The 22,898-nt window shown below is 71.4% G+C and carries 25 protein-coding genes; 16 read left to right on the forward strand and 9 right to left on the reverse strand.

The features are described from left to right. Positions 1-185 precede the first annotated feature (185 nt). From HF526_RS11105 to HF526_RS11125, 5 genes are all read left to right on the forward strand, one after another. On the forward strand, positions 186-683 hold the full coding sequence (locus HF526_RS11105) for a DnaJ family domain-containing protein (RefSeq protein ID WP_338051407.1): 498 nt from the start codon (positions 186-188) through the stop codon (positions 681-683). A 675-nt stretch (positions 684-1,358) separates the two neighbouring features. Next, positions 1,359-2,294: a C40 family peptidase gene (locus HF526_RS34560; protein WP_211177054.1), complete on the forward strand. Its 936-nt coding sequence runs from the start codon at positions 1,359-1,361 to the stop codon at positions 2,292-2,294. A gap of 272 nt (positions 2,295-2,566) precedes the next feature. Continuing rightward, positions 2,567-3,025, forward strand: a complete 459-nt coding sequence (locus tag HF526_RS11115) for a MarR family winged helix-turn-helix transcriptional regulator (RefSeq protein WP_211177055.1) — start codon at positions 2,567-2,569, stop codon at positions 3,023-3,025. Next, on the forward strand, positions 3,022-6,945 hold the full coding sequence (locus tag HF526_RS11120; protein WP_338051408.1) for an ABC transporter ATP-binding protein: 3,924 nt from the start codon (positions 3,022-3,024) through the stop codon (positions 6,943-6,945). Before HF526_RS11115 ends, HF526_RS11120 begins: the two co-directional genes overlap by 4 nt. A 10-nt stretch (positions 6,946-6,955) precedes the next feature. Next, on the forward strand, positions 6,956-7,648 hold the full coding sequence (locus HF526_RS11125) for an HAD family hydrolase (protein ID WP_169381304.1): 693 nt from the start codon (positions 6,956-6,958) through the stop codon (positions 7,646-7,648). 10 nt (positions 7,649-7,658) lie between these two features. Here the strand turns inward: HF526_RS11125 and HF526_RS11130 are convergent, their stop codons facing one another. From HF526_RS11130 to HF526_RS11165, 8 genes are all read right to left on the reverse strand, one after another. Then, entirely contained in the window at positions 7,659-9,287 is a 1,629-nt protein-coding gene (locus tag HF526_RS11130) for an AMP-binding protein (RefSeq protein WP_169381305.1), read from the reverse strand. Positions 9,288-9,357: 70 nt separating this feature from the next. Beyond that, on the reverse strand, positions 9,358-10,104 hold the full coding sequence (locus HF526_RS11135) for an SDR family NAD(P)-dependent oxidoreductase (protein ID WP_169381306.1): 747 nt from the start codon (positions 10,102-10,104) through the stop codon (positions 9,358-9,360). A 31-nt stretch (positions 10,105-10,135) separates the two neighbouring features. Next, on the reverse strand, positions 10,136-11,284 hold the full coding sequence (locus tag HF526_RS11140; RefSeq protein ID WP_169381307.1) for an acyl-CoA dehydrogenase family protein: 1,149 nt from the start codon (positions 11,282-11,284) through the stop codon (positions 10,136-10,138). Positions 11,285-11,309: 25 nt separating this feature from the next. Continuing rightward, the gene (locus HF526_RS11145; protein ID WP_169381308.1) at positions 11,310-12,098 is read right to left on the reverse strand and encodes an enoyl-CoA hydratase-related protein; all 789 of its coding nucleotides are present in this window, start codon (positions 12,096-12,098) and stop codon (positions 11,310-11,312) included. A 35-nt stretch (positions 12,099-12,133) separates the two neighbouring features. Beyond that, positions 12,134-12,811 carry a TetR/AcrR family transcriptional regulator gene (locus HF526_RS11150; RefSeq protein ID WP_211177056.1) on the reverse strand — a complete coding sequence of 226 codons (678 nt, stop codon included), beginning with the start codon at positions 12,809-12,811 and terminating at the stop codon, positions 12,134-12,136. Between the two features lie 348 nt (positions 12,812-13,159). Next, positions 13,160-13,429, reverse strand: coding sequence for a DUF3040 domain-containing protein (locus HF526_RS11155; RefSeq protein ID WP_169381310.1), 270 nt, complete (start codon positions 13,427-13,429; stop codon positions 13,160-13,162). A gap of 145 nt (positions 13,430-13,574) precedes the next feature. Then, positions 13,575-13,877, reverse strand: coding sequence for a hypothetical protein (locus tag HF526_RS11160; protein ID WP_169381311.1), 303 nt, complete (start codon positions 13,875-13,877; stop codon positions 13,575-13,577). Beyond that, positions 13,874-14,776 carry a formylglycine-generating enzyme family protein gene (locus HF526_RS11165; protein WP_169381312.1) on the reverse strand — a complete coding sequence of 301 codons (903 nt, stop codon included), beginning with the start codon at positions 14,774-14,776 and terminating at the stop codon, positions 13,874-13,876. Before HF526_RS11165 ends, HF526_RS11160 begins: the two co-directional genes overlap by 4 nt. A gap of 435 nt (positions 14,777-15,211) precedes the next feature. On the opposite strand from HF526_RS11165, the gene HF526_RS11170 reads away from it, so the two are divergent. Continuing rightward, positions 15,212-15,466 carry a hypothetical protein gene (locus HF526_RS11170; protein WP_169381313.1) on the forward strand — a complete coding sequence of 85 codons (255 nt, stop codon included), beginning with the start codon at positions 15,212-15,214 and terminating at the stop codon, positions 15,464-15,466. 141 nt (positions 15,467-15,607) lie between these two features. Continuing rightward, positions 15,608-15,925, forward strand: a complete 318-nt coding sequence (locus HF526_RS11175; protein ID WP_239028550.1) for a hypothetical protein — start codon at positions 15,608-15,610, stop codon at positions 15,923-15,925. Here the strand turns inward: HF526_RS11175 and HF526_RS11180 are convergent. Then, positions 15,888-16,100 carry a hypothetical protein gene (locus HF526_RS11180; RefSeq protein ID WP_169381314.1) on the reverse strand — a complete coding sequence of 71 codons (213 nt, stop codon included), beginning with the start codon at positions 16,098-16,100 and terminating at the stop codon, positions 15,888-15,890. The genes HF526_RS11175 and HF526_RS11180 overlap by 38 nt on opposite strands. Before the next feature lie 9 nt (positions 16,101-16,109). Here HF526_RS11180 and HF526_RS11185 point away from each other — a divergent pair, with 9 nt between their 5' ends. The 9 genes from HF526_RS11185 (at position 16,110) to HF526_RS11225 (ending at position 22,887) form a co-directional block, all read left to right on the forward strand. Then, positions 16,110-16,418 carry a hypothetical protein gene (locus tag HF526_RS11185; protein ID WP_169381315.1) on the forward strand — a complete coding sequence of 103 codons (309 nt, stop codon included), beginning with the start codon at positions 16,110-16,112 and terminating at the stop codon, positions 16,416-16,418. Continuing rightward, positions 16,411-16,593, forward strand: coding sequence for a hypothetical protein (locus HF526_RS11190; protein ID WP_169381316.1), 183 nt, complete (start codon positions 16,411-16,413; stop codon positions 16,591-16,593). The genes HF526_RS11185 and HF526_RS11190 overlap by 8 nt, the downstream gene beginning before the upstream one ends. A gap of 237 nt (positions 16,594-16,830) precedes the next feature. Continuing rightward, on the forward strand, positions 16,831-17,532 hold the full coding sequence (locus HF526_RS11195; RefSeq protein ID WP_169381317.1) for a cysteine hydrolase family protein: 702 nt from the start codon (positions 16,831-16,833) through the stop codon (positions 17,530-17,532). A gap of 96 nt (positions 17,533-17,628) precedes the next feature. Beyond that, the gene (locus tag HF526_RS11200) at positions 17,629-18,153 is read left to right on the forward strand and encodes a type 1 glutamine amidotransferase domain-containing protein (RefSeq protein WP_169381318.1); all 525 of its coding nucleotides are present in this window, start codon (positions 17,629-17,631) and stop codon (positions 18,151-18,153) included. A 38-nt stretch (positions 18,154-18,191) separates the two neighbouring features. Then, positions 18,192-18,797 (forward strand): gluconate 2-dehydrogenase subunit 3 family protein, encoded by a 606-nt coding sequence (locus HF526_RS11205; RefSeq protein ID WP_169381319.1) that lies wholly within the window; start codon positions 18,192-18,194, stop codon positions 18,795-18,797. Beyond that, entirely contained in the window at positions 18,797-20,458 is a 1,662-nt protein-coding gene (locus HF526_RS11210) for a GMC family oxidoreductase (RefSeq protein ID WP_169381320.1), read from the forward strand. The genes HF526_RS11205 and HF526_RS11210 overlap by 1 nt, the downstream gene beginning before the upstream one ends. A 103-nt stretch (positions 20,459-20,561) precedes the next feature. After that, positions 20,562-20,831, forward strand: coding sequence for a hypothetical protein (locus HF526_RS11215; RefSeq protein ID WP_169381267.1), 270 nt, complete (start codon positions 20,562-20,564; stop codon positions 20,829-20,831). Continuing rightward, positions 20,831-22,000: a mandelate racemase/muconate lactonizing enzyme family protein gene (locus tag HF526_RS11220; RefSeq protein ID WP_169381321.1), complete on the forward strand. Its 1,170-nt coding sequence runs from the start codon at positions 20,831-20,833 to the stop codon at positions 21,998-22,000. Before HF526_RS11215 ends, HF526_RS11220 begins: the two co-directional genes overlap by 1 nt. Then, positions 21,997-22,887: an SMP-30/gluconolactonase/LRE family protein gene (locus tag HF526_RS11225; RefSeq protein WP_211177057.1), complete on the forward strand. Its 891-nt coding sequence runs from the start codon at positions 21,997-21,999 to the stop codon at positions 22,885-22,887. Before HF526_RS11220 ends, HF526_RS11225 begins: the two co-directional genes overlap by 4 nt. Positions 22,888-22,898 lie beyond the last annotated feature (11 nt).

Here is a 22,898-nt window from a genome sequence, read left to right on the forward strand (position 1 = left end):
CGCTGCGCCCCGCTCAACGGAGGTGCCGGGCCTGGTCGCCGCTGCGCGGCGTGCGGCCACGGCGGAGTGTTCGTCGGCCACGTCGCGAGAAGCCAGCCACACCGCGATCATCGCAGCCGTCTCGGCCGGCCGTGCCCGGTAGCGTCGAGTCATCCGGAACGATGCGCGTTCGGGAGGGCGACGCCGTGAACGATCCCTCGTCCCGCTACGAATCGGCGGTGGAGAAGCAGATCCGGATGGCCGAGGAGCGCGGCGACTTCGACAACCTGCCCGGCCACGGTAAGCCGCTCCCCGGCCTGGACGGCCCGCCCGATGACCTGTGGTGGGTGAAGGAGTTCCTCCGCCGGGAAGGGCTGTCGACCGAGGCGCTGCTGCCCACATCGCTGCAGCTGCGCAAGGAGATCCAGAGGTTGCCCGAGACGGTCCGCGGCCTGCCCTCGGAGCGGGCGGTGCGCGATGTCGTGGCCGAGCTCAACCTGCGCATCGTGGACTGGCTGCGTGCGCCGTCGGGTCCACAGGTGCCGATCGGTCCGGTGAAGGCGGACGCCGTGGTGCAGCAGTGGCGCGCCGACCGGCCCGCGGCGCCGGAGCGGCCGGCCCCGATCGATCAGGGACCGACGGATGCGGCACCGGCGCAGCGGCGCCGATGGTGGCGTCGTGTCGGGCGCCGGCGCCGGCGCTGACGTCTCCCGCCGGCACACCGCACGCGTCCTCTCGCCTCACCGGGCCGGTTTCGCGCGTCGCGGGCGGGTGGAGCGCCCCGACGCAGGAGTGCGCGGGGCGCTCCACCGTGGCCCCGGCTGGGGCGGCGCCTGGAGGGTGCGCCGCCCGGGTTGGGAGCGCCGGAGGCAACCCGAACGTAAGGAACGTCGGCTCATCCGAGCTACCGCGCTACCGCGGAAGCGATGAACGGTCCCGTCCTGACGGCCGATGGTTGCGCTGCGTAGCAGCCCGGTGTGTCAGGTGGTCCGCGCCGGCGAGCGGAGGCCCGAGGGTCGAGGGGGGCGCACGCGCGACCGGCCGTGAGTGAGACCGACCCGGCGGCCATGCCACTCGCCGAGCAGTCGTCGTCACTCACCGCAGTCCCGACGGGAGGTAAGCAACCCGTAATCGCACCGATATCGAGCGATCACCGTCGGTGGAGAGCCGGTCGTCGCAGAGTGTGCGTGAAGCCTCGTCCCGGCGATCACGGAGTGATTACCGTGCTGCCCGCTGGTCGGCGCCCGCCGGCCGGTGCGCCTGGTCGGCCGTCGCCCCTGCCCGCCGACACTCCCCCGGGCGCCCGTCAGCACACGGGGCAGGGGCGGAGCAGCGCGGCCCTCACATCGCCCTGCTCCGCGGACGCCGAGGTACAGCGCATGACTGCAGACGGTGCGAAGCACCGCGCCCCCGCACAGCGGGAGAGCGGTGGTGAGGTCCGGCTTGCCACTGAGCTGATCGAGCGGTTCGCCGGCGCGCCGGCAGCCGGCGGTCCCCATCGGCACGCGGCGGCGGCCGGCGCATCGGGCGCCTCGGACGACGAGCCCGCCGCTCACGCCGGCGAGGACACCCCATCCGCGTCCCGGCCGTCGTCGGTGGCGCCGCACCAGTCCGTGCTCGCCGTCGTCGCCGCGTCGGTCGTGGGTGCGACCGCGGCGGTGACCAGCGCGGCCGGTGCGCCCACGGCGGCCGCGCCGCACCCGGCCCCGAGCGACACCCAGTACATGCGGCTGGCCGCCGCGACGACCAGCACCGTGGGCGACGCGCCACGCCCGCTCCCCGCCACGGCCGCGGTCGCCGAGACCGTCGTGGCGACGGTGCCGGAGCTGGAGCATCGCGTCGACGCCGCGCGGATCGCTGCCCAGGCCCTGATCTCCGAGCAGGAGCATGCCGCGGCCGCACGCAAGGCCCAGGCCCTCGCCGCCGCGGCGCACGCGCCCGGCGGCGACGCAGCCGGGCTCAGTGGCCTCGGTGTCGGCGCGGCCGCGCTCAAGGCGGCCCTGACCAGGCTCGGGATGCCCTACGAGTGGGGCGCCGCGGGCCCCAGTGCCTTCGACTGTTCCGGACTGGTCCTCTGGGCGTTCAAGCAGGTCGGCATCAGCCTGCCGCACTCGGCCGCTGCGCAGTCGACGATGGGTACGGCGGTGCCCCCCGGCCAACTTCAGCCCGGCGACCTCGTGTTCTTCTACTCGCCGGTCAGTCACGTCGGCATCTACCTCGGCGACGGCAAGGTCCTCGACGCGACCGAGTCCGGGCAGCCGGTGATGATCTCGAAGATGGCCGACCTGCCGTTCCACAACGCCCGCCGGCTGTGACCGGATCGGCTGCGCACCGGCCATGACCGGATCCGCCACGGGACGACCGTCCAGCAGCCGGACCACATCCGCTGCTGCCCGGCCTGCAGGTGCCCTGCCGGGGTCGTGCCGGCTCGCCATCTCGGCGGCGCACCACCCCGGCGGGGAGCCGGGCCGAACGTTGCTGAGTACCCGCAGGTGAACCGGTCACGCCCAGCTGAGCCGAAGGAGGTCCCGGGCCGCCCGGCAACCATGACGGTTCGACTGACGAACTAATTGGTTAGCATTGCACAGTGGCATCACCCAGCAGGATGAATCCGGACGCCGTCCAGGCCGTCCGGGCACTCGCGCGTGCGTCGCGGGTGCTGGAGCGTGTGTCGGGCGAGCTGAACCTCGCCCACTACCGGGTGCTGGCGGCGATCGGCTCGGGTGACGAGCGTGCGTCCCGCATCGCCGCGAGACTGGCACTCGGCAGGCCGACGGTCAGCGCCGCGGTGGCCTCGCTGTGCCAGCGCGGGTTGCTGACCCGCGCCCACGACGCGGGCGACCGGCGGGCGGCGGCCCTGGCCCTCACCCTGGAGGGCGAAGCGCTGCTCGACCGGGTCGAGAGCGAGATGGTCGCCCGGATCGAGGACCTGTGTACCCGAACGCCCGACGGCGCGCGGGTGCTCGAATCGCTGCGCTGGCTCGGCGCCGCGATCGACGAGAAGCACGCGGAGCGCCGGGCCGCTCGCGAAGGACGTGATCGTTGAGCGGCCCGCGGGATCGGGACGTGCCGCCGGCCGGATCGATCACGGCCACGACCGCCGGCGCAACGGCATCGCCACCGGAGGACACGGCGGCACGACCGGGCTGGGTCCGGCGGCTGTGGGGCTACATGCTCCGGCACCGGCGCAACATGGTGCTCGCGCTCGTCGCGGCGGTGCTCGGCAGCGCCTGCCAGACCGCCGTCCCGCTCGTCGAGCGGCAGATCGTGGACGACGTCATCGTGGCGCACACCTCCGCGCTGTGGCCGTGGCTGGTGCTGCTCATCGCCTTCGCTGCGGCGGGTTTCGGATTCGCCTACCTGCGGCGCTACCGGGGCGGCCAGGTGGCGCTGCAGGTGCAGTACGACCTGCGCAACGACATGCACGATCACCTGCAGTCGATGGACTTCGCCAATCTCGACCGGATGCCGACCGGGCAGCTGGTGTCCCGGGCGAACTCGGACTCGGCCCTCGTCCAGGGGCTCCTGAGCTTCTTCCCGATCATGAGCGGCAACGTGCTGCTAATGGCCCTCTCGCTCGGCGTCATGATCGTCCTGTCGCCCACGCTGGCGCTGATCAGCATCGTCGTGGCCCCGGCGCTGCTCATCGTCTCCTACCGCATGCGGTGGCGGATCTTCCCCGCGACCTGGGACGGCCAGCAACGCGAGGGTGACGTCGCACAGATCGTGGACGAGGACGTCAACGGTGTCCGCGTCGTGAAGGCGTTCGGCCAGGAGCACCGGGAACTCGAGCGCGTCGCCGACGCCTCGGCGAAGGTGTACGGCTCGCAGATGCGCGCGGTGCGCCTGCAGTCGCGTTACCAGCCTCTCCTGCAGGCGATCCCCACGATCGGCCAGGTCGCGGTCCTCGCCCTCGGCGGCTGGATGGCGCTGCAGCACGAGATCACGATCGGCACCTTCCTCGCCTTCTCCACCTACATCGCCCAGCTGATGGCCCCGGCTCGCCAGCTCGCCGGCGTCCTCACGATCGGTCAGCAGGCCCGCGCCGGCATCGAGCGCATCTTCCAGCTCCTCGACCTGCGACCCGCCATCGCCGATCGCCCCGACGCGGTCGATCTCCCCGCCGGCGGTGGCGAGATCACCTTCACCGGGGTCCACTTCGCCTACGGCGACGGAGCCCCCGTGCTCCAGGGCTTCGACCTGCACATCGCCCCGGGCGAGCGGGTGGCGCTCGTCGGACCGAGCGGGAGCGGCAAGTCGACGGTGACGATGCTGGTCTCGCGGTTCTACGACCCGGACTCCGGCACCGTGCGCGTCGACGGCCGGGACGTGCGCGAACTGACGCTGCACTCGCTGCGCGCCTGCGTCGGCGTCGTGTTCGAGGAGAGCTTCCTGTTCTCCGACTCGGTGCGCTCCAACATCGCCTACGGACGGCCGGACGCCACCGACGAGCAGATCGAGGCGGCCGCCCGCGCCGCCGAGGCGCACGAGTTCGTCGAACGGCTCCCCCGGGGCTACGACACGGTCGTCGGTGAACGCGGCCTGACCCTGTCCGGTGGCCAGCGCCAGCGCGTCGCGCTGGCCCGGGCCCTGCTGTGCGATCCCCGCATCCTGATCCTGGACGACGCGACCAGCGCGGTCGATGCCACGACCGAGGAGTCCATCCACGACGCCCTGCGCTCCGTCATGGCCGGCCGGACGACGCTGCTCGTCGCGCACCGCCGCTCGACGCTGCACCTCGCCGACCGCATCGTCGTGCTCGACCACGGTCGCGTCGTCGAGCAGGGCAGCCACGACGAGCTCATCGAGCGCAGCGCCGTCTACCGGACCCTGCTGACCGGGCTCGAGGAGGACCATGGCGCCGGCGACACGATCGAGGCGCTCGCGCCGACGGCCACCACGAACGGCGCGACCGCGTCGGCGTGGGCGGGACGCCGGCAGGCCGGCAACGGCACCCGGTCCGCGGCGCGCACCATCGGCGCGCCCGGCATCGGTGCCGGGCTCGGGCGCGGCGGTGGTGGAAGCTGGCGGCTCAACCTCGCCCCGACCCCCGACCTGCTCGCCCGGGTCGCTGCGCTGCGGCCGATCCGTGACGTCCCGGTCGTCGATCTCGACGCGGAGGCCCGGCACGAGCGGCGCTTCACCCTCACCCGGCTGCTGGCGGAGTTCCGCAGGCCGCTGCTCGCCGGTCTCGTCCTCGTCGTCCTCGACGCGCTCGTCACGCTGGCGGGCCCCGTCCTGGTCAAGACGGGCATCGACGAGGGGGTGGCCACGGGCTCGAAGGCGGTCCTGTTCACCGCGTCCGCGGTCTACCTCGTCATCACCCTCGCCGACCTGATCGACGAGATCGGCGAGACCTTCGTGACCGGCCGCACTGCCCAGCGGGTGATGCTGTCGCTGCGCATCCGGATCTGGGCCCAGCTGCAACGGCTCTCGCTCGACTACTACGAGCGCGAGATGGCCGGCCGGATCATGACGCGGATGACGACCGATGTCGACCAGTTCGAGTCGCTCATCCAAAACGGACTGCTCTCGGCGCTGGTCTCGATCGTCACGTTCGCCGGGGTGGGCGTCGCCCTCGTGCTGTTCGATCCCGAGCTCGGGTCGCTGACGCTCACCGTCGTGGTGCCGCTGGCCGTCGCCACGGTGGTGTTCCGGCGCCGGGCGGCATTCCTCTACGACCTCTCCCGGGAACGCGTCGCCATCGTCAACGCCGACTTCCAGGAGAGCCTGTCCGGGGTGCGGGAGTCGCAGGCCTTCGTCCACGAGCGCGAGACGATGCGGCGGTTCCACCGGCTCGGGCGCGAGTACCTCGAATCCCGGGTGGCCGCGCAACGCCTCGTCGCCACCTACTTCCCCTTCGTGCAGTTCATGTCGGCGGCGGCCGACGCCATCGTGCTCGGCGTCGGAGCGGGACTGATCGCCTCCGGGCACCTCACGGCCGGCGTCCTGCTCGCGTTCATCCTCTACATCGACCTGTTCTTCTCCCCGATCCAGCAGCTCTCCCAGGTCTTCGACGCCTGGCAGCAGACCCGGATCTCGGTCGCCCGGATCTCCGAGCTCATGCAGTTGGAGACCCGGACCCCGCCGGCCGAGCATCCCCGGGACCCGGGCCGGATCCGCGGCGACATCACCCTCGACGACGTCCGGTTCTCCTACCCGGCGGCGGCACCGGTCCGGCCCGGGCCGGACGGCGCCCGGCGCGGCCCCCGCGATCCGCGCCTGCTCGAGACCGCCGACGCGGTTCCCGGCCCGCCGCCCGAGGCGCTGCGAGGCATCAGCCTGCACATCGCCGCAGGGGAGACCGTGGCCCTGGTCGGCGAGACCGGGGCCGGCAAGTCGACGGTGATGAAGCTCGTCGCACGCTTCTACGACCCCGACCAGGGCAGCGTGCGCATCGACGGCCACGACCTGCGTTCGCTCGACCTGCTCGCCTTCCGCCGCCGGCTCGGTTACGTGCCGCAGGAGGCGTTCCTGTTCACCGGCACGGTCCGCGACAACATCGCCTACGGCCGGCCCGAGGCGAGCGACGCGGAGGTGGAGGCGGCCGCACGGGCGGTCGGGGCGCACGACTTCATCGCCGCGCTGCCGTCGGGGTACCTGCACGAGATCTCGGAACGGGGACGGTCGCTGTCGGCCGGGCAGCGCCAGCTGATCGCGCTGGCCCGCGCCGAACTCGTCGACCCCGCCGTGCTCCTGCTCGACGAGGCCACGTCGAATCTCGACCTCGCGACCGAGGCCCGGGTGGCCGCTGCGATGCAGCAGGTCTCGCACGGCCGCACGACGATCGTCATCGCCCACCGCCTGCAGACCGCCAAGACGGCCGACCGCATCGTCGTGCTCGACAGCGGCCGGGTCGTGGAGGCCGGCGGGCACGACGAACTGCTCGCACTCGGCGGGAAGTACGCCTCGATGTGGCAGGCGTTCGAGCTCGTCGGCAGCGGCTCGGGAGCGCAGCGGGGCTAGCGTCGGTGCCATGGCCGCACCCGCCCCGCCCGCATTCCTGTTCGACCTCGACGGCACCCTCATCGACAGCGTCTATCAGCACGTCCTCGCCTGGCACGAGGCCCTCACCGAGTTCGGGATCGACCTGTCGATCTGGCGGATCCACCGCCGGATCGGGATGAGCGGCGGTCTGTTCGTCACCGCGCTGCTGCGCGAGACCGGCGGTTCCCTGGACGTCGAGCAGATCCGGGCCCTCAACCTCGCGCACGCCGACGCCTACGCGCGCCGGCGCGAGTCCGTCCGTCCGCTCCCGGGCGCTCGTGAGCTGCTCGCCGAACTCACCGGGAACGGCGTGACCTGGGCGATCGCGACCAGCGGGCTGGCCAGGGCCGCCCGCCCCGCGCTGGACATGCTCGGGCTGCCGCAGGACACCCCGCTGATCACGCGGGACCAGGTGCGGTTCGCCAAGCCCGACCCCGACCTGTTCCTCGCCGCGGCGGCCCGGGCCGGGGTCGACATCACCGACGCGATCGTGGTCGGCGACAGCATCTGGGACCTGCTCGCCGCCCGGCGGGCCCGTGCGCTCGGCGTCGGGCTGCTCTCCGGCGGCTACGGGCGGGAGGAACTCGAGCGCGCCGGTGCGTACCGGGTCTACGCCGATCCCGCGGACCTGCTGCTGCACCTCGACGAGGTCGGCGTGCGGCGCAACGGGAACCGGGTCTGACCGGGCCGATTCAGCTCCCTCCGAGGATCTGCTCGCGCAGCCGGAACTTCTGGATCTTGCCGCTCGCGGTGCGCGGCATGTCCGCGACGACCTCCAGCCGTTCCGGCCAGTAGGGCTTGGCGACGCCTTTCTCCTGGAGGAACCGCCGCACGTCGTCCAGCGTCAGCAGCTCGCCCGGGGTGAGCACGACGACGGCGCAGGCCCGCTCCTGCAGCCGGGGATCGGGCATCGCGACTAGCGCCACGGTGTCGATCCTCGGGTGCTCGTACAGCACGTTCTCCACGTACGACACCGGGATGTTCTCGCCGCCGCGGATGATCACGTCCTTGGTGCGGCCGGAGATGCTGAGGTAGCCGTCGGCGTCGATCACCGCCAGATCGCCGGTGTCGAACCAGTCCCCGTCGAAGCTCGCCCGGGTCATCTCGATGCCGTTCGCGTAGCCGACGAACAGCGTCTGTCCCTTGACCTGCAGCCGGCCCTCGGTTCCGGCCGGCAGCTCGGCGCCCTCCCAGTCGACGACCCGGATCTGCATCCCGGGCCAGGGGCAGCCGTCGGTGTTGGTGATCTTGGCTTCCGGGTCGTCGGGCTTGCCCAGGGTGACCAGGCCGTTCTCGCTCTGCCCCCAGCCGCCGAGGACGGCCACGCCGGGCAGCTTCTCGCGCGCCTCACGCAGCATGACCCGCGGGATCGGGGCGCCCATGCAGCAGTAGCGGCGCAGCGAGGACACGTCGTGGTCGGCGAGGTTCGCCGCGCCCAAGGTGTCGCTGAGGAACGGCGTGGCGCCCGAGGAGATCGTGATGCCGTGCTCCTCGACGAGCTCGACGAACCGTTCCGCGTTCCACACGTCCTGGTAGACGCCCGTCGCGGCGAGCTGGGTGGGCAGCCGGGCGCCGTAGAGGAACCCGGTCAGGTGCCCGAACGTGGAGGCCATGTGGAACACGGTGTCGCCGTCCAGGCCCAGGCGATCCGGCCAGGGGTCGTTGGCGGCGATCAGCGTGTTGTGCGTGTGCATGACGCCCTTGGGGTCACCGGTCGTCCCCGAGGTGAACATCAGCAGGGTCAGCTCGTCGGGGTGTGGGCGCAGCGCCGGCAGCTCGGCCGGGTCGCGGCGCCGCTCCCACGGGGTCTCGATGAACTCCGCCCACGAGGACATCTGATCGAGTGGCTCGCCGACGACCATCACGTGCTCGAGATCGGGCAGTCCGGGGCGCAGTCGCTGCACCATCTCGGCGTGGTCGTAGCCCCGGAACTCCCGCGGCACCACGACGAGCTTCGAGGCGGCCAGCCGCAGCATGTAGCCGACCTCCCGGTCCCGGTAGATCGGGATCAGCGGGTTGCTCACGGCGCCGATCCGGCTCGCCGCGTAGTGCACGACGATCCACTCGGTCCAGTTGGGCAACTGGAAGGACACCATGTCACCCGGCCCGATCCCGAGTTCGAGCAGCCCGAGGGCACACCGGTCGACGAGCGCCTTGAGCTCGCCGTAGGTGCAGCGGCCCCGCGGATCGACGACGGCGAGCTTGTCCGGGTCCTTCGCCGCGGCGGCGTCGAGGAAGTCGGTGATGGTCCGGTTGCGCCAGTAGCCCTCGCGGGTGAAGCGCTCGGCGGTCTCGGGCGTCAGGATGGTCTCGAACGGCACTGTTCTTGTCCTGTCCTTTGTGGACCGTCGGCGTGACACGCGGCTGGTCCGGGCTGGTCTGGGGAGGGGCTCAGCTCATGGTCAGTCCGCCGCTGACGCTCAGGGTCTGGCCGGTGATGTAGCCGGCCTCGTCGGAGGCCAGGAAGGCGACGGCTCCTGCCAGGTCGTCGGGGCGGGCGAGCCGGCGGAAGGGGATCGCCCGCTCCAGCGCCTTGGTCAGGTTCGGGTTCTCCGCGCCGATCTCGGCGAGCAGCGGGGTGTCGGCCGGGCCGGGGCAGACACAGTTGACGTTGATCTGGTTGCGGGCCATCTCGCGGGCGAGCGTCTTGGTGAAGGCGATGATCCCGCCCTTGGCCGCCGAGTAGACGGCCTCACCCGACGACCCGACGCGGCCGGCGTCGGAGGCGATGTTGACGACCTTGCCGTAGCCCTGCTCCACCATGGTGGGGAGCACGGCCTTGCAGCAGTGCAGCGTGCCGTAGAGGTTGATCGCGATGACCCGGTCCCAGTCGGCCTCGTCGCTGGCCAGGAACGGCTGTACCTTGTCCCAGCCGGCGTTGTTCACCAGCACGTCCACCCGGCCGAGGGTGCCGGTGACCTCGTCGACCATCGCCCGGACCGACTCCCGGGACGTCACGTCGACCCGCAGCCCGACGCTGTCCCCGCCGAGCGCCCCGGCGACCTCGCGCGCCGAGTCCTCGTTGACGTCGGTGACGACGACGGTCGCCCCTTCGGCGGCGAGCTTCTCCGCGATCCCGCGCCCGATCCCTCGGCCGGCGCCGGTCACGATCGCGATCTTCTTGTCCAGTCGTGTCATGTCGCTCTCCTAGTCGTCCGACCGAGTCGTCTCACGGCGCCAGGGCGCGACCGACGCGCTGCCGGGCGATGACCGTCTTCATGATCTGCGCGGTGCCGTCGCCGATCTGCAGGCCGAGCACGTCACGCAGGCGTTGCTCCAGCGGCTTGTCGGTGCGGTAGCCGAGCTGGCCGTGCAGCAGCAGGCAGTTCTGGACGGCCTCGAAGGAGACCTTCGGTGCCCACCACTTGCACATCGCCGCCTGCGCGGTGTGCGGCAGACCCCGGTCCTTGAGCGACAGGGTCTGGTAGCAGAGCAGCCGCGCCGCGGTCAGCTGGGTCTCGGCCTCGGCGAGCGGGAACGCCACTCCCTGGAACCGGCTGAGCGGCTGGTCGAAGGCCTCCCGCCCGCTCACGTACTCCCAGGTCTCGTCGACCGACACCTGCGCGGCGCCGATGCACTGCAGCCCGATGAGGGCGCGGCTGAAGTCGAAGCCCTGCATCACCTGGGAGAAGCCGGTGCCCTCCGCGCCGAGCAGGTGATCGGCCGGGACCCGGACCTCGTCGAAGTACACCGCGCCGCGTCCGACCGCCGCCGTGCCCATGTCGTCGAACCGCTTGCTCGACACTCCGGGCAGCCCCAGCGGGACGAGGAACGCGCTGATGCCCCGGCCGCGGACCTCCTCCTCGCCGGTCCGGGCGAAGACCACGGCCGCGCCGGCCTGGTCGCAGAACGACAGCGACTTCTCCCCGCTCAGCACGTAGGACTCGCCGTCGCGCCGGGCCCGCAGCCGGGGCATGCCGGCGTCGGAACCGGCGTGCGGCTCCGACAACCCGATGCCGACGATCTCCTCCCCGCTGCAGATCTTCGGCACCCAGTCCGCGGCGAGGCCGGGCTGCGCGTTGCCGGCGATGATCTGGCCGAGCAGGGAGCCGACGATCTGCAGGTAGGCGACGTTGAAGTCGCCGCGGGCGATCTCCTCGGTGATGATCCCGCTGGCCACCCGGTCCAGGCCACGGCCGCCGAGGGACTCGGGCACCTCCGCTGCGATGAGTCCCCGGGCGCCGATCTCGAGCCGCAGGTCCTTCTCGATGAACCCGCGCTGCGCGCGGGCCCGGTACTCCGGCGCGAGCCGGTCGACGGCCAGCCCGCGCGCGCTGTCGCGGTACTGCTCCTGGACGGGTGTCAGCTGGAAATCCACGCGATGCCTCCTGGCCGCAGCGTGCTCAGGCGAACTTGCTGAAGTCGGGCGAGCGCTTCTCGGCGAACGCGTTCGCGCCCTCGTGGCCCTCGGCGGAGGCGACCACCAACTCCAGGCCGGCGGAGGCCATGTTGGCCAGCCCCGCCTGGTGCTCGGTGTCGGTGTTGAAGGAGTGCTTGAGGAACTTCAGCGCCGTCGGGCTCTTCTCCGCGACCTCGCGGGCCCACGCCTTGGCCTCGTCGAGCAGCTCAGCCTGCGGGACGATCTTGTTGACCAGACCCCAGCGCTCGGCGGTCTCGGCGTCGTACTGGCGGCACCAGTACCAGATCTCGCGGGCCCGCTTCTCGCCGACCACCCGGGCCAGGTAGGTGGTGCCGAACCCGGCGTCGAAGGAGGCGACCCGCGGGCCGGCCTGGCCGAACCGGGCGGTGTCGGCGGCGATGGTGACGTCGCACAGCACGTGCAGCACATGCCCGCCTCCGATGGCCAGGCCGTTGACGGCTGCGATCACCGGCTTCGGGATGTCCCGGATCAGCCGGTGCAGGTAGTCGATCTCGAACAGGCCGCTCTCGGTGGGGCCGTAGTCGCCGGTCTCCGCGCGCTGCTTGACGTCGCCGCCGGTGCAGAACGCCTTCTCTCCCGCTCCGGTCAGGATGACCGCGCGCACCGCCCGGTCGGCCCAGGCCCTGCGGAAGGCGGCGATCAGTTCCTCCACCGTGCGGCCGCGGAACGCGTTGTAGCGGTGCGGCCGATTGATGGTGATCACCGCTGTCGAGTCCTCGACCGTGTAGTCGATGTCCTCGTACTCGCTCATCGGGCCAACCTCTCTGTCGGTGCGGGGAGTGCGGGTCAGGTGCGGGGAGCCAGCAGGTGGCGGTAGTCGTCGCGGTGCGCGGGGTCGACGACGGCGCGCAGGGCGAGCGCGGTCTGCCTGGTCACGTAGGTCTCGAAGGAGAGCGTGGCGCCGAAGTACCAGTGCTTGAGCGCCCAGGCGTGCGCCAGCAGGATGAGGTCGAGGGCGAACAGTTCGACGTCCACGTCGGCTGTGAGCAGGCCTGCCTCGACGCCGTCCCGGATCGCCGCGCGCAGCGGCGCGGTCGTCTGCACCTCGAGGGACTTGATCGTGTCCCGGTGCCGGGTGCCGAGCGTCTTGCTCTCGCGGTAGGTCAGGACCGCGGCGTGCCGGTGGGTGTTGATGACGCCGCAGTAGGCGCGGAACGCGGCCGCGATCCGCTCCACCGGGTCCGCGCCCGCCGCCTCCACCGCGGCCGGCACCGTCGCGTCGAACGCGTTCAGCACCTCGACGATCACCGCGAGGAGGACGTCCTCCTTGCTGCCGAAGTACCGGTAGATCAGCCCGACGCTCACCGACGCCTCGTCCGCGAGCGCCTGCATCGACACCCCGTGGAACCCGTCGCGCTCCATCAACCGGGCCGCCGCGCTCAACAGTTGCCGCGTGCGCCACTCGGCGCGCACGACCCGGGCCGCCTGGTCGGCGTCCTGGGCCCGGCCCGGGCTGCCAGTCACGGAACCCCCAGTGAATCCATGCTCATCGGGCGTGAACATAGGTTCATTCACAGTGAACGTAGTTTCACTTCGACTGGGGCGTCAAGCGTCGCGTCTGCGGGACGGCCCGCGAGCGCGGTCGTGCCACGCCACGTCCGGTGACGCTGCGGCCCGGCGGTGCCGGGATCGACGGAGGTGTGGTGCGGCGGATCGCCGGAACGGGGAGTCGTGGGAGCAGCGTGCGCAGTCAGCCGCACAACCGGCGGTGCTGACCCCTGATGAGAGGGGCCGGGCCGATCAGGCTCGCAGGAGCGGGCCCCGTGGGTCCGGCGGCGCCCCACCGGATCCGGGCCGGCAGCGGTCGGCCGTTCAACAGTGGCGCTGGGTCCGCCGGTGCAGCCAGACCCAGCCGCCGACCAGCCCCGGCGTCGACACGAGGACGAGCGCCGGGCTGAACAACGTCAGCCCGATCAGCACTCCCAGGGTGCCGAGGACGATCAGGAGGATGGCCGTCGCGGTGGCCCAGCGTGCCGCAGGCGACTGCGGCCACCGGCTGAGCCGGTGGGCGAGGTCGGGATCCTCGGAGTTGAGCTGTCGTTCGATTGCTTCGAGCCGGCGCCGATCATCGTGGTTGAGCATCGCGCCTCCCGTGCCGCGAGCTGAAACGGTGGGTACTGCCGTCGTGCGTAGTGCCGGATCGCGGGCAACCGGCGCCGCCGGCTGCCGCGCGGACAACTCTGCCAGGCAAAACATGATCATCGGCAGGATTCGCCCCGGTTGACACTCATCCGCTCCGTGCCCGCTGCCCCAGGACCCATCCGATGGTGACGGCCCCACCGGCGAGCGTGGCGAGCAGCAGCAATCGGCGGAACCGGCCCGATGAGCGCCGGGGTTCGATCGCCGCTGCGATGGCCCGGCGCGCTTGATCGAGTTGCGTCGGTAGCTGCGCGAACTCGTCGCTGGTCTCGGCACCGACTCTCCTGGCCTCCTCTCCGACGGTCCTGGCGACGTCTTCCAGTGCCTCGACCGCATCTTCGATGCTCGACGTGACCCGCTTGCGGGCCCGCTGCAGCGTCGTCCTGGTCATTGGTGATCCCTTTCATCGAGGGCGACACGAAATCCGGTGTTGCCGGTGGAACTGTCCGGTTCGCTGGCGTTGCGGGCGTCGACCCGGTAGCGGTCGCAGTAGGAGGCGTGGCACAGGTAGGAACCGCCCCGGATGACGCGGTACGCGCCATGGGGCCCTCCGGTGGGATTCCTCGCCGGGCTGCGGGCGTAGTAGCCCGGGTCGAACCAGTCGGCGCACCATTCCCAGACGTTCCCGGTGACGTTGTGCAGGCCGTAGCCGTTCGGCGGGAAGGCGTGCACCGGGGCGGTTCCGGCGAAACCGTCGGCGCAGGTGTTGTGCCCGGGAAAACGGCCCTGGAAGACGTTCATGCGATGGCGTCCGCCCGGTTCGAGATCGCTGCCCCACGGAAAGGGTTGCCGGGCCAGGCCGCCACGGGCGGCGAACTCCCATTCGGCCTCGGTCGGGAGCCGGGTTCGGCTCCAGGTGCAGAAGGCCATTGCGTCGTTCCACGACACGTGGACGACCGGGTGGTCGGCACGACCGGCCAGGTCGGACTGCGGGCCTTCGGGGTGGTTCCAGGCGGCGCCGTGGACCTGCCGCCACCACGGCGCGCCCGCGACCGCCCGGGTCGGCGGGAAGTCATCGGGCAGCAGGCCGCCGAAGACGAACGACCAGCCGTACCGCTCGGCGTCGGTCACGTGGCCGGTGGCGGTGACGAAGGCGGCGAACCGGCCGTTGCTGACCGCGTGGGGGTCGAGGCGGAACGGGTCGATCCACACCCGGTGCGCCGGGCGGTCCCCGTCGCGCCGATCGTTGCCCATCACGAAGTCGTCCCCGGGAATCTGCACCACCCGGCAGGTGGCATCCGCAGCGCCGGCCCGCGCCGGAGGCGGAGGCGGAATCACGGGCTCGGGCATGCGGCCACTCCAGTACCGTCGGCGCACTCCTCGGCGATGACGCTAGGAACGCTGTGCGCCGACGGCGTCACCCGGACCGGATGAAGCCGGTGCGCTCGCACGTGTTGCGCACGGCCGGACGCCCGCCGGCGGGCCACCGGCGGGCGGCACAGCACCGGCAGGCCGAGCGGCGTGCCGGGCGGCCCCACGACCCGCCGACTCCCGCGGCGTCACCTGGGCGGACCGTTTCGGAACCGGTTGGGCGGTCTTCTCGACCTGCCGGGCCAAAGCGGCTGGATGGGCCTGGTGCGGGGAGGCCGATCGAGCCGCGAGTTCGGGGTGACCTGGCGAGGTGAGGGATCGGGAAAATTTGGTTCCTGGGGGTCGGCATTGCGCTGCAGGGCGGGTGGAACCTCGGCGCCGGCGCAACCACCGTCGCTTGGAAGGAATGGTGAGATGAGCCGATTGAGCACGCCATACCCCGACATTGATCCGCTCACCACTGTCGTCGGGCGCCGCGGCACACCGTACCCGTGCCCGGACATCCCCGCGGTGGACCACCACATCGCCGGGTTGTACAAGCGGATCGAGCATGCCGCGCCGTGGTTCCCGGACATCGTCCGGGAACTGTGGGCTGAGATCGATCTGCTGCTCGATCGTCGGATATGGCTGGAAATGGATCACTCGGCGATCGGCGACGCCGCCGCCTGAGGGCGGTAGATGATCCGGCGGCCGTCCGGTTCGCCGGGCAGGACAGGCCATATCGCCGAAATCGTCGGAAAATCGAGGCCCGCGGGAATTCTGGCGGTGCCGGGATGGGCAGAACTCGTCGACGTGCGGAAGGAGGACATGATGGAGACCAGCGCAGACCCCGGGATCTCGGCGCCGGCTTCGCGCCCGGGGTATGCCGACGGCGGGGTGGCGCCCGCGGTCCCGACGATGCTCACCTCGCTGAGCCACCGGGACCTCGCCGTCCTGCGAGCCGTCGCCGCCGGCCGGTGCGAGATGTCCGGGGCGTGCGGCGGGTCGCTGACCATCGACGGTCTGTGCTGCTGCGATCAGTTCGTCGGCCCGCGGCTGGCGAGCGCCGGCCTGATCGCCGCCGGCGGGTCCCAGCCCGGGCCGGCGCGGCTCACCGCATCCGGTCGGGAGCTGCTCGCGGCCGCGTGATCCCCGCGAGCAGCTCCCGCACGCGGTGCGGGCCGTCGGCGGCGAGTGCCCGTGCGGCAAGACCGGCCGCAGCGGCCCCGTGCCCGCGCCCGACGGCCGTGATCGCCTCGTCGAGCGGGCGCCGGGCGTCGAAAAGCTCGTCGAGCGTGCTCACCATGGGGAACATCAGGCTCACCGGCGTGCCGTGTGCGGCCCGCACGATCGCCTGCAGCGAGCATCCCGGTCTCACCGTGGCCGCTCCGCCGACGGCGGATACCTGCGGGAGCAGGGGCTGAGCGCCACCCAGGACCTGCTCACCCGCGACGCCGGCATCCAGGCGATCCGGGGGGAGAACGAGGACATGGCCCTCGGTGCCTCGCAGGCCCTGGGCGCCCGTGGCATCGAGCAGTGGGACGGCGGTTCCGGGGTCGTCGTGGTCGGCGCCGACGGGCTGGTCCCGGGCATGCAGGCCGTCCGCTCCGGGCTCGCTGACCGCGAGCATCGACGTGAGTAGCGTCGACCAGGCCATCACGTTCGTCGACACCGTGTTCCACAACGCCGTCCTCGGCTCGACGGTCGGCAAGATCGTCGACGTGCCGACCCGTGTGGTCGACGAGACCGACGAGACCGACGCGGACTACGCCGAGGCCTACCTGCAGTGGGCGCCGGCAAAGACCCGCAAGTACTGACGACGCACGATCCGTGACCACCACCGAGCGCCCGGCAGCGAACAGGACGGCCGGCTCCGGGGTCTTGACACCACCACCCTAACGAGAGTTAGTGTTCAGACCACCAGATCACCTGGCAACCCGCTCAGCAGGACGAGGTACGGATCGGGCTGCGAATTCCGGCGGATCTGAGAACTGCGCATCGACATGCACGACGGCCCCGGGAAAGGGCCGCCCGCATCACGCAAAGGAGCAGCGATGTCCTCGCTCGACTACACCTACCAGCACATCGACGACCACATCGACCGCTCGAAGTGGGTCGCGCCGACGATCGACCCCGAGAAGACGATGCTGCTGGTCCTGGACATGCAGAAGGCATGTGCGGAGCCGGGCGGCGCGATGTACATCCCGAGCGCCGGTGGCGCTCCGGAGGGCAAGGACGTCGTTCAGCCCGTGGTGAACGTGCTGGAGGCCTGCCGGGCGAAGGGCATCCCGGTGGTGTGGTCGCTGTGGGGTCTGCGCGGCGACGGCAAGGACGCCGGGTGGGCCGACAAGAAGTGGGGCCTGGAGGGCGCGCTGGAGACCTTCCCCGGTAGCTGGGGCAACGGCGGTGACGAGCTGGTCGACGAGCTCAAGCCGCTGCCCGACGAGCCGGTCATGCGCAAGCACCGCTTCAGCTCGTTCTACGGCACCCCGCTCGCCGAGTACATGCGCCGGGCCGGCTGCGACACCCTCGTCGTCGCGGGCCTGTCCACCGGCAACTGCCAGATCGCCACCGCCATCGACGGCAACAACCAGGACTTCAAGATCATCGTCCTCGCCGACACCACCGCGGCGATCCCGTCCGGCAAGGACGACCCGCTGGGCTACGGCCAGCACTGGGAGGCCCTGCGCAACATCCAGGCCAACCACGGTGACGTACGCACCAGCATCGAGTTCCTCCAGATGATCGACGCCTGAGCCGCTCTGCGGGGCCCGGCTCGGGGGCGGGGCCCCGGGGCGGCCACCGCGCAGTCACCTCCGACCCCTGCAAGCACCGACAACGAAGGACGTGAGATGTCGCTTTCCGGTAAGCGCGTTGCCCTGCTCATCGAGGACGAGTACCAGATCCTCGAGGGCTGGTACCCCTACCTGCGCCTGCAGGAGGCCGGTGCCGACGTCAAGGTCATCGGCAGCGGCACCAAGGACAGCTACGACAGCAAGGAGCACTACCCGATGGCGGCGGACGCCGCCGCGTCCGAGGTGTCGGCGAGCGACTTCGACGCCGTGGTCATCCCCGGCGGGTTCGCGCCGGACAACATGCGTCTGCACCCGGAGATGATCGACCTGGTCAAGGCCGCCTACGAGTCCGGCAAGCTGGTCGCCGCGATCTGCCACGGCGGCTGGATGCTCGCCTCCGCCGGCGCCACCAAGGGCCGCAAGATCACCGGCTACCTGCCGATCAAGACCGACGTCGAGAACGCCGGCGGCACCTGGGTCGACGAGCCGGTGGTCGAGGACGGCAACGTCATCACCTCCCGCACGCCGGTCGACCTGCCCGATTTCGGCCGGGCGATCGTCGACTACCTCGAGCGCGCCTGATCCACCCGGTGGACGGCGTCCCACAAAGGAGAGGGATTGTGACGGATCTGAGCGTGACACCCCGTGATGCCAAGCCACCGATCGGTGGCTGGCTGCCGGGGATCCGGCTGAGTGAGGTGCAGACCGCGGTGCTGAACGCCGCGGCGGACGAGCTCATCCCGGGCGGCGACGGTTTCCCGGCGCCCGACGAGGTCGACGTGATCTCGTTCATCGCCCGGTACGTGACGCCGTCGGGGCTGGAGCCGAAGTGGTTCCCGTTCCTCGGGGAGGACGATGTCCGAGCCCGGCTCGACGGGCTGGGACAGGAGTTCGCCGACGCCACCTCGGCGCAGCGCGTGACGGTCCTGGAAGGACTGGAACGCGATGAGCCGGAGTTCTTCACGCGCCTGCGGGACGTCGTCTACCACGCGTACTACTCCCGGCCCGAGGTCATCCGGGCGATCAACCGCTTGCCCGCGGGCCGGGACTACCGCAACAGCCCCCAGCCTTACGGCTACTCCGACGTCATGGACGACTGGGACGACGAGCTGCTCAGCCGGGTGCGCGGCACCTACGTCCGGACCGAGGACGTACGGCGGGTCGAGATCCCCGCCGACCTTCCGATGTGTTCGGCACGGCAAGCCCGGGAAGCAGGGAAGAACTGATGGCGGCGTACACGGAGACCGACGTCCTGGTGATCGGGGCCGGCGCGGGCGGCGGAGCGGTGAGCAAGCGGCTCAGCGACGCCGGGATCAAGGTCGTCTGCCTCGAGCAGGGTGACTGGGTCCACGCGATGGACCACCCGCACATGTACGACGGCTGGGAGCTCGAGCGCAAGCGCAGCTGGTCGTTCGAGCCCAACGTCCGGCAGTTCCCCGAGGACTACCCGGTCACCGGCAACACCACCCCGTACACCTTCACCGGGGTCGGCGGCTCCACCCTGCACTACGCGGCGGCCTGGCCCCGGTTCAAGCCGGTCGACTTCCGCAAGGGCACCGAACACGGCGTCGAGGGCACCATCGACTGGCCCATCTCCTACGAGGAGCTCGAGCCGTTCTACGCCATCAACGACGCGGAGATCGGCGTCGCCCGCCGGACCGGTGACCCCGGCAACCCGGCGCGCCCCGAGGGCTGGGGCCCGGCCAGCCGCGGCGGCAAGGTCGGCCACAAGATGGGCTCGGGCTTCGACAAGCTCGGCTGGCACTGGTGGCCCGCGGACAACGCGATCCTCACCCGCACCAAGGACGCCCGGCTCGCGTGCAACGACTGCGGCTTCTGCCTCGCGGGCTGTCCCCGGCACTCGATCGCCTCGACCGACGTGTCGTACTGGCCTGCGGCCCTGCGCAACGGCGTCGACCTGCGGGTGAACGCCCGGGTCGAGCAGATCAACGCGAAGAACGGCCGGGCCACCGGTGCCACCTACATCGACCGGGTCACCGGGCAGCGCCACGAGGTGCGGGCCGGGATCGTCGTGGTCGCCGCGAACTCCATCGGCACGCCCCGGCTGCTGTTGATGTCGGCCCAGAAGGGCCACCCGGACGGGCTGGCCAACTCCAACGGCCTGGTCGGCACGCACCTGATGTTCCACAGCTGGTCCTTCGTGGACTTCTGGTTCGACGAGCCGCTCGAGGGCTTCAAGGGCCCGGAGCCCGCGGTGCTCTACAGCCAGGAGTTCTACGACACCGACCCGTCCCGCGGCTTCGTCAACGGCTTCTCCCTGCAGGTCGGTACCTCCCTGGGCGCTGCCACCAGCGCGCTCGGGACCAACACCGGCAACACGGCGCCCTGGGGCGCCGGGCACCGCGCGTTCTTCAACAACCACTTCGGACGGCACGCGCTGATCTACGTCCAGGGCGAGGACCTGCCGGTACGCACCAACCGGGTCACCCTCGACCCCGAGGTGAAGGACTCGAGCGGGCTGCCCGCACCGCACGTCCACTACGAGCTGCACGAGAACGACCGCCGGCTCGTCGAGTGGGGACGCGACCGCGCCCAGGAGGCCGCGGCGGCGGCCGGCGGCGTCATCGACACCGCCAGCACCGGCATCGGCGGCATCGACGGGCCGCCCCCCGGCTGGCACATCATGGGCACCTGCCGAATGGGCAACACGCCCGAGGACTCGGTCACCAACAAGTGGAACCAGACCTGGGACGTGCCCAACCTGTTCATCACCGACGCGAGCTCGCTCACCACGGGCGCCGCGGTCAACCCCACCAGCACGCTGCAGGCCGTCGCGGTCCGGGCCGCCGAGTACATCAAGCGCCGCCACCGCGACATCACGTCGCAGGCCAAGACCCCCGGCAACGCCGACGCCCCCGGCCTGTAACCGCGTTCGCCCCCCATCCGCACTGCCCGCCCGAGGGCGCTCTCCCTCGGGCGGGCACGTCATCGCGCGTCGGCACCGCTGCCGATGTGGAGAGGAGAGCATCGTGCGTCACTCCCAGAAGCCCGACCAGGCCGACGCGATCGTCGTCGGCTTCGACCGCGGCCCGTGGCTGTCGGCCGAGGACCACTACTCCGGCGACGAGCTCACGTTCGTCAACCGCAACTACCCCGACTCCGACGAGCCGTTGTTCTTCACCGAGCACGAGTGGAACACGATCGAGGCGGCCGCGGCCCGCAGCATCCCCACGACCGAGTACTTCGTCGGCGAATACGACTGGAACGAGCTCGTCCCGCACCTCGGCAAGGCCGGCTGATGAAGATCACGCACGTCGAGGCCACGCCGCTCGGCTCGCCGCTGGACGAGCCGCTGCGGTGGGGCGCCATGGTGGTCGGCACGAAGGGCGGCATCGTCGTCCGGGTCACCACCGACGAAGGACTGGTCGGGATCGGCGAGGCGGGGTTCTCCTCGGAGTACTTCTCCACCGTCGGGCCGATCATCAACCAGCAGCTCGGTCCGATGCTCGTCGGGCGCGATCCCCGCGACATCGGCGCGATCTGGCAGCAGATGCTGGAGGCGACCCACATGTGGGGTCGCCGCGGGGTCGAGACGTACGCCATCAGCGGCGTCGACATCGCGCTGTGGGACCTGCTGGGCAAGATCAGCGGCCAGCCGGTCTACCGCCTGCTGGGCGCGTCGAAGCCGAGGGTCCGGGCCTACTTCGCGCCCTCGCTCAAGCCGGTCGATCAGATCGTCGAGGAGGCCAGGAGCGCCGTCGGCGACGGCTTCACCGCGATGAAGCTGCGGGTCGGCAGCGACATCGGTGCCGCCGTGGAGCTGGTCGGCTCGGTGCGCGACGCGGTCGGGCCGGACGTCGACCTGGCTGTGGACGCCAACATGTCCTACGACCGGCGCGGCGCGCTGCAGCTCGCCCACGAGCTGGAGGCGCTGCGCGTGGCCTGGCTGGAGGAGCCGATCCTCTCGCGCAGCCTGACCCAGTACGTGGACGACCACACCTGGCTGGCCGACCGGGTCTCGATCAAATTGTCGGGTGGGGAGTCGCTGCTCACCCGCTTCGAGTTCATCGACCTGGTGACCCGGCGGACGTTCGACATCCTGCAGCCCGACGCAACGAGCGTCGGCGGGATCTCCGAGGCGAAGCGGGTGGCCGACCTGGCCAGCACGTGGAACCTCAGCTGCGTGCCGCACATCGCGTGCTCCTCGGGAACCGGTATCGCGCTGGCCGCCGGCCTGCACATGATCCTGGCCTGCGAGAACACCCCGCTGATCGAGGTCGACGCCTACGGCGGGCCGGGCTGGGACGGGATGCTGGTCGACCCGCTCGTGGTCGAGGACGGCTACCTGGCCGCACTGGACGCCCCCGGGCTGGGCATCGAGCTCGCCCCGGACGCCGACGAGCGGTTCGCGGTGTCCCCCGAGGCCGCGCGCCCCACCGGCGGGGTGCTCCCGCCGCGCGCACGGTGACCGAGACCGTGTCCGCCCTGGAGGTCCGGGACCCCAGGCTGCGCGACATGGTGGCCGACGAGCCGCTGCACCGGGTGGTCACGGGGTTCCGGTTCCTCGAGGGCCCGGTGTGGCATCCGGTCGAGCGGTCGCTGGTGTTCAGCGACATCCCCGCCGCGCGGATGTCGCGGTTGTCGGCAGAGGGCGAGCTGTCGGTCTTCCGGGACCCCAGCCACATGGCCAACGGCAACACCTACGACCGCCAGGGCCGGCTGCTCACCTGCGAGCACGCGACGAGCAGGCTGGTCCGCCAGGAGGCCGACGGTTCGCTGGTGACCCTGGCGGACCGCTACGACGGCAAGGAGCTGAACAGCCCCAACGACGTCGTCGTGGCCCGGGACGGGACGATCTTCTTCACCGATCCCAGCTACGGCCGGGCCGCGCCGTACGGGGTGCCGCGCCCGCGGGAGCTGCAGTTCTGCGGGGTCTACCGGCTCGGCGAGCGCGGCCTGGAGCTGCTGACCGACGACCTGGAGGGGCCCAACGGGTTGTGCCTGTCGGTCGACGAGCGCTTCCTGTTCGTCGCCGACACCGAGCGGATGCACATCCGCCGCTTCGAGCTCACCACGGGCGGCGTCACCGGTGGCGAGGTCTGGGTGCAGACCACCGGCACCGGCCCCGGCGAACCCGACGGTCTCAAGGTCGACAGCGCCGGCAACCTGTTCAGCTGCGGTCCCGGCGGGATCCACGTGTTCGACCCGGCCGGTCGCGATCTCGGCGTCATCAGGGTCCCCGAGGTCACCGCCAACTTCACCTGGGGCGACGACGACATGTGTTCGCTCTACATCTGCGCCAGCACCACGCTCTACCGGTTCCGGACCCGGGTTCCCGGCATCCGGGCGTTGTAGAAGGAGGACCC

Origin of the sequence: Pseudonocardia acidicola (assembly GCF_012911935.1) — a bacterium.
Classification (GTDB): domain Bacteria; phylum Actinomycetota; class Actinomycetes; order Mycobacteriales; family Pseudonocardiaceae; genus Pseudonocardia; species Pseudonocardia acidicola.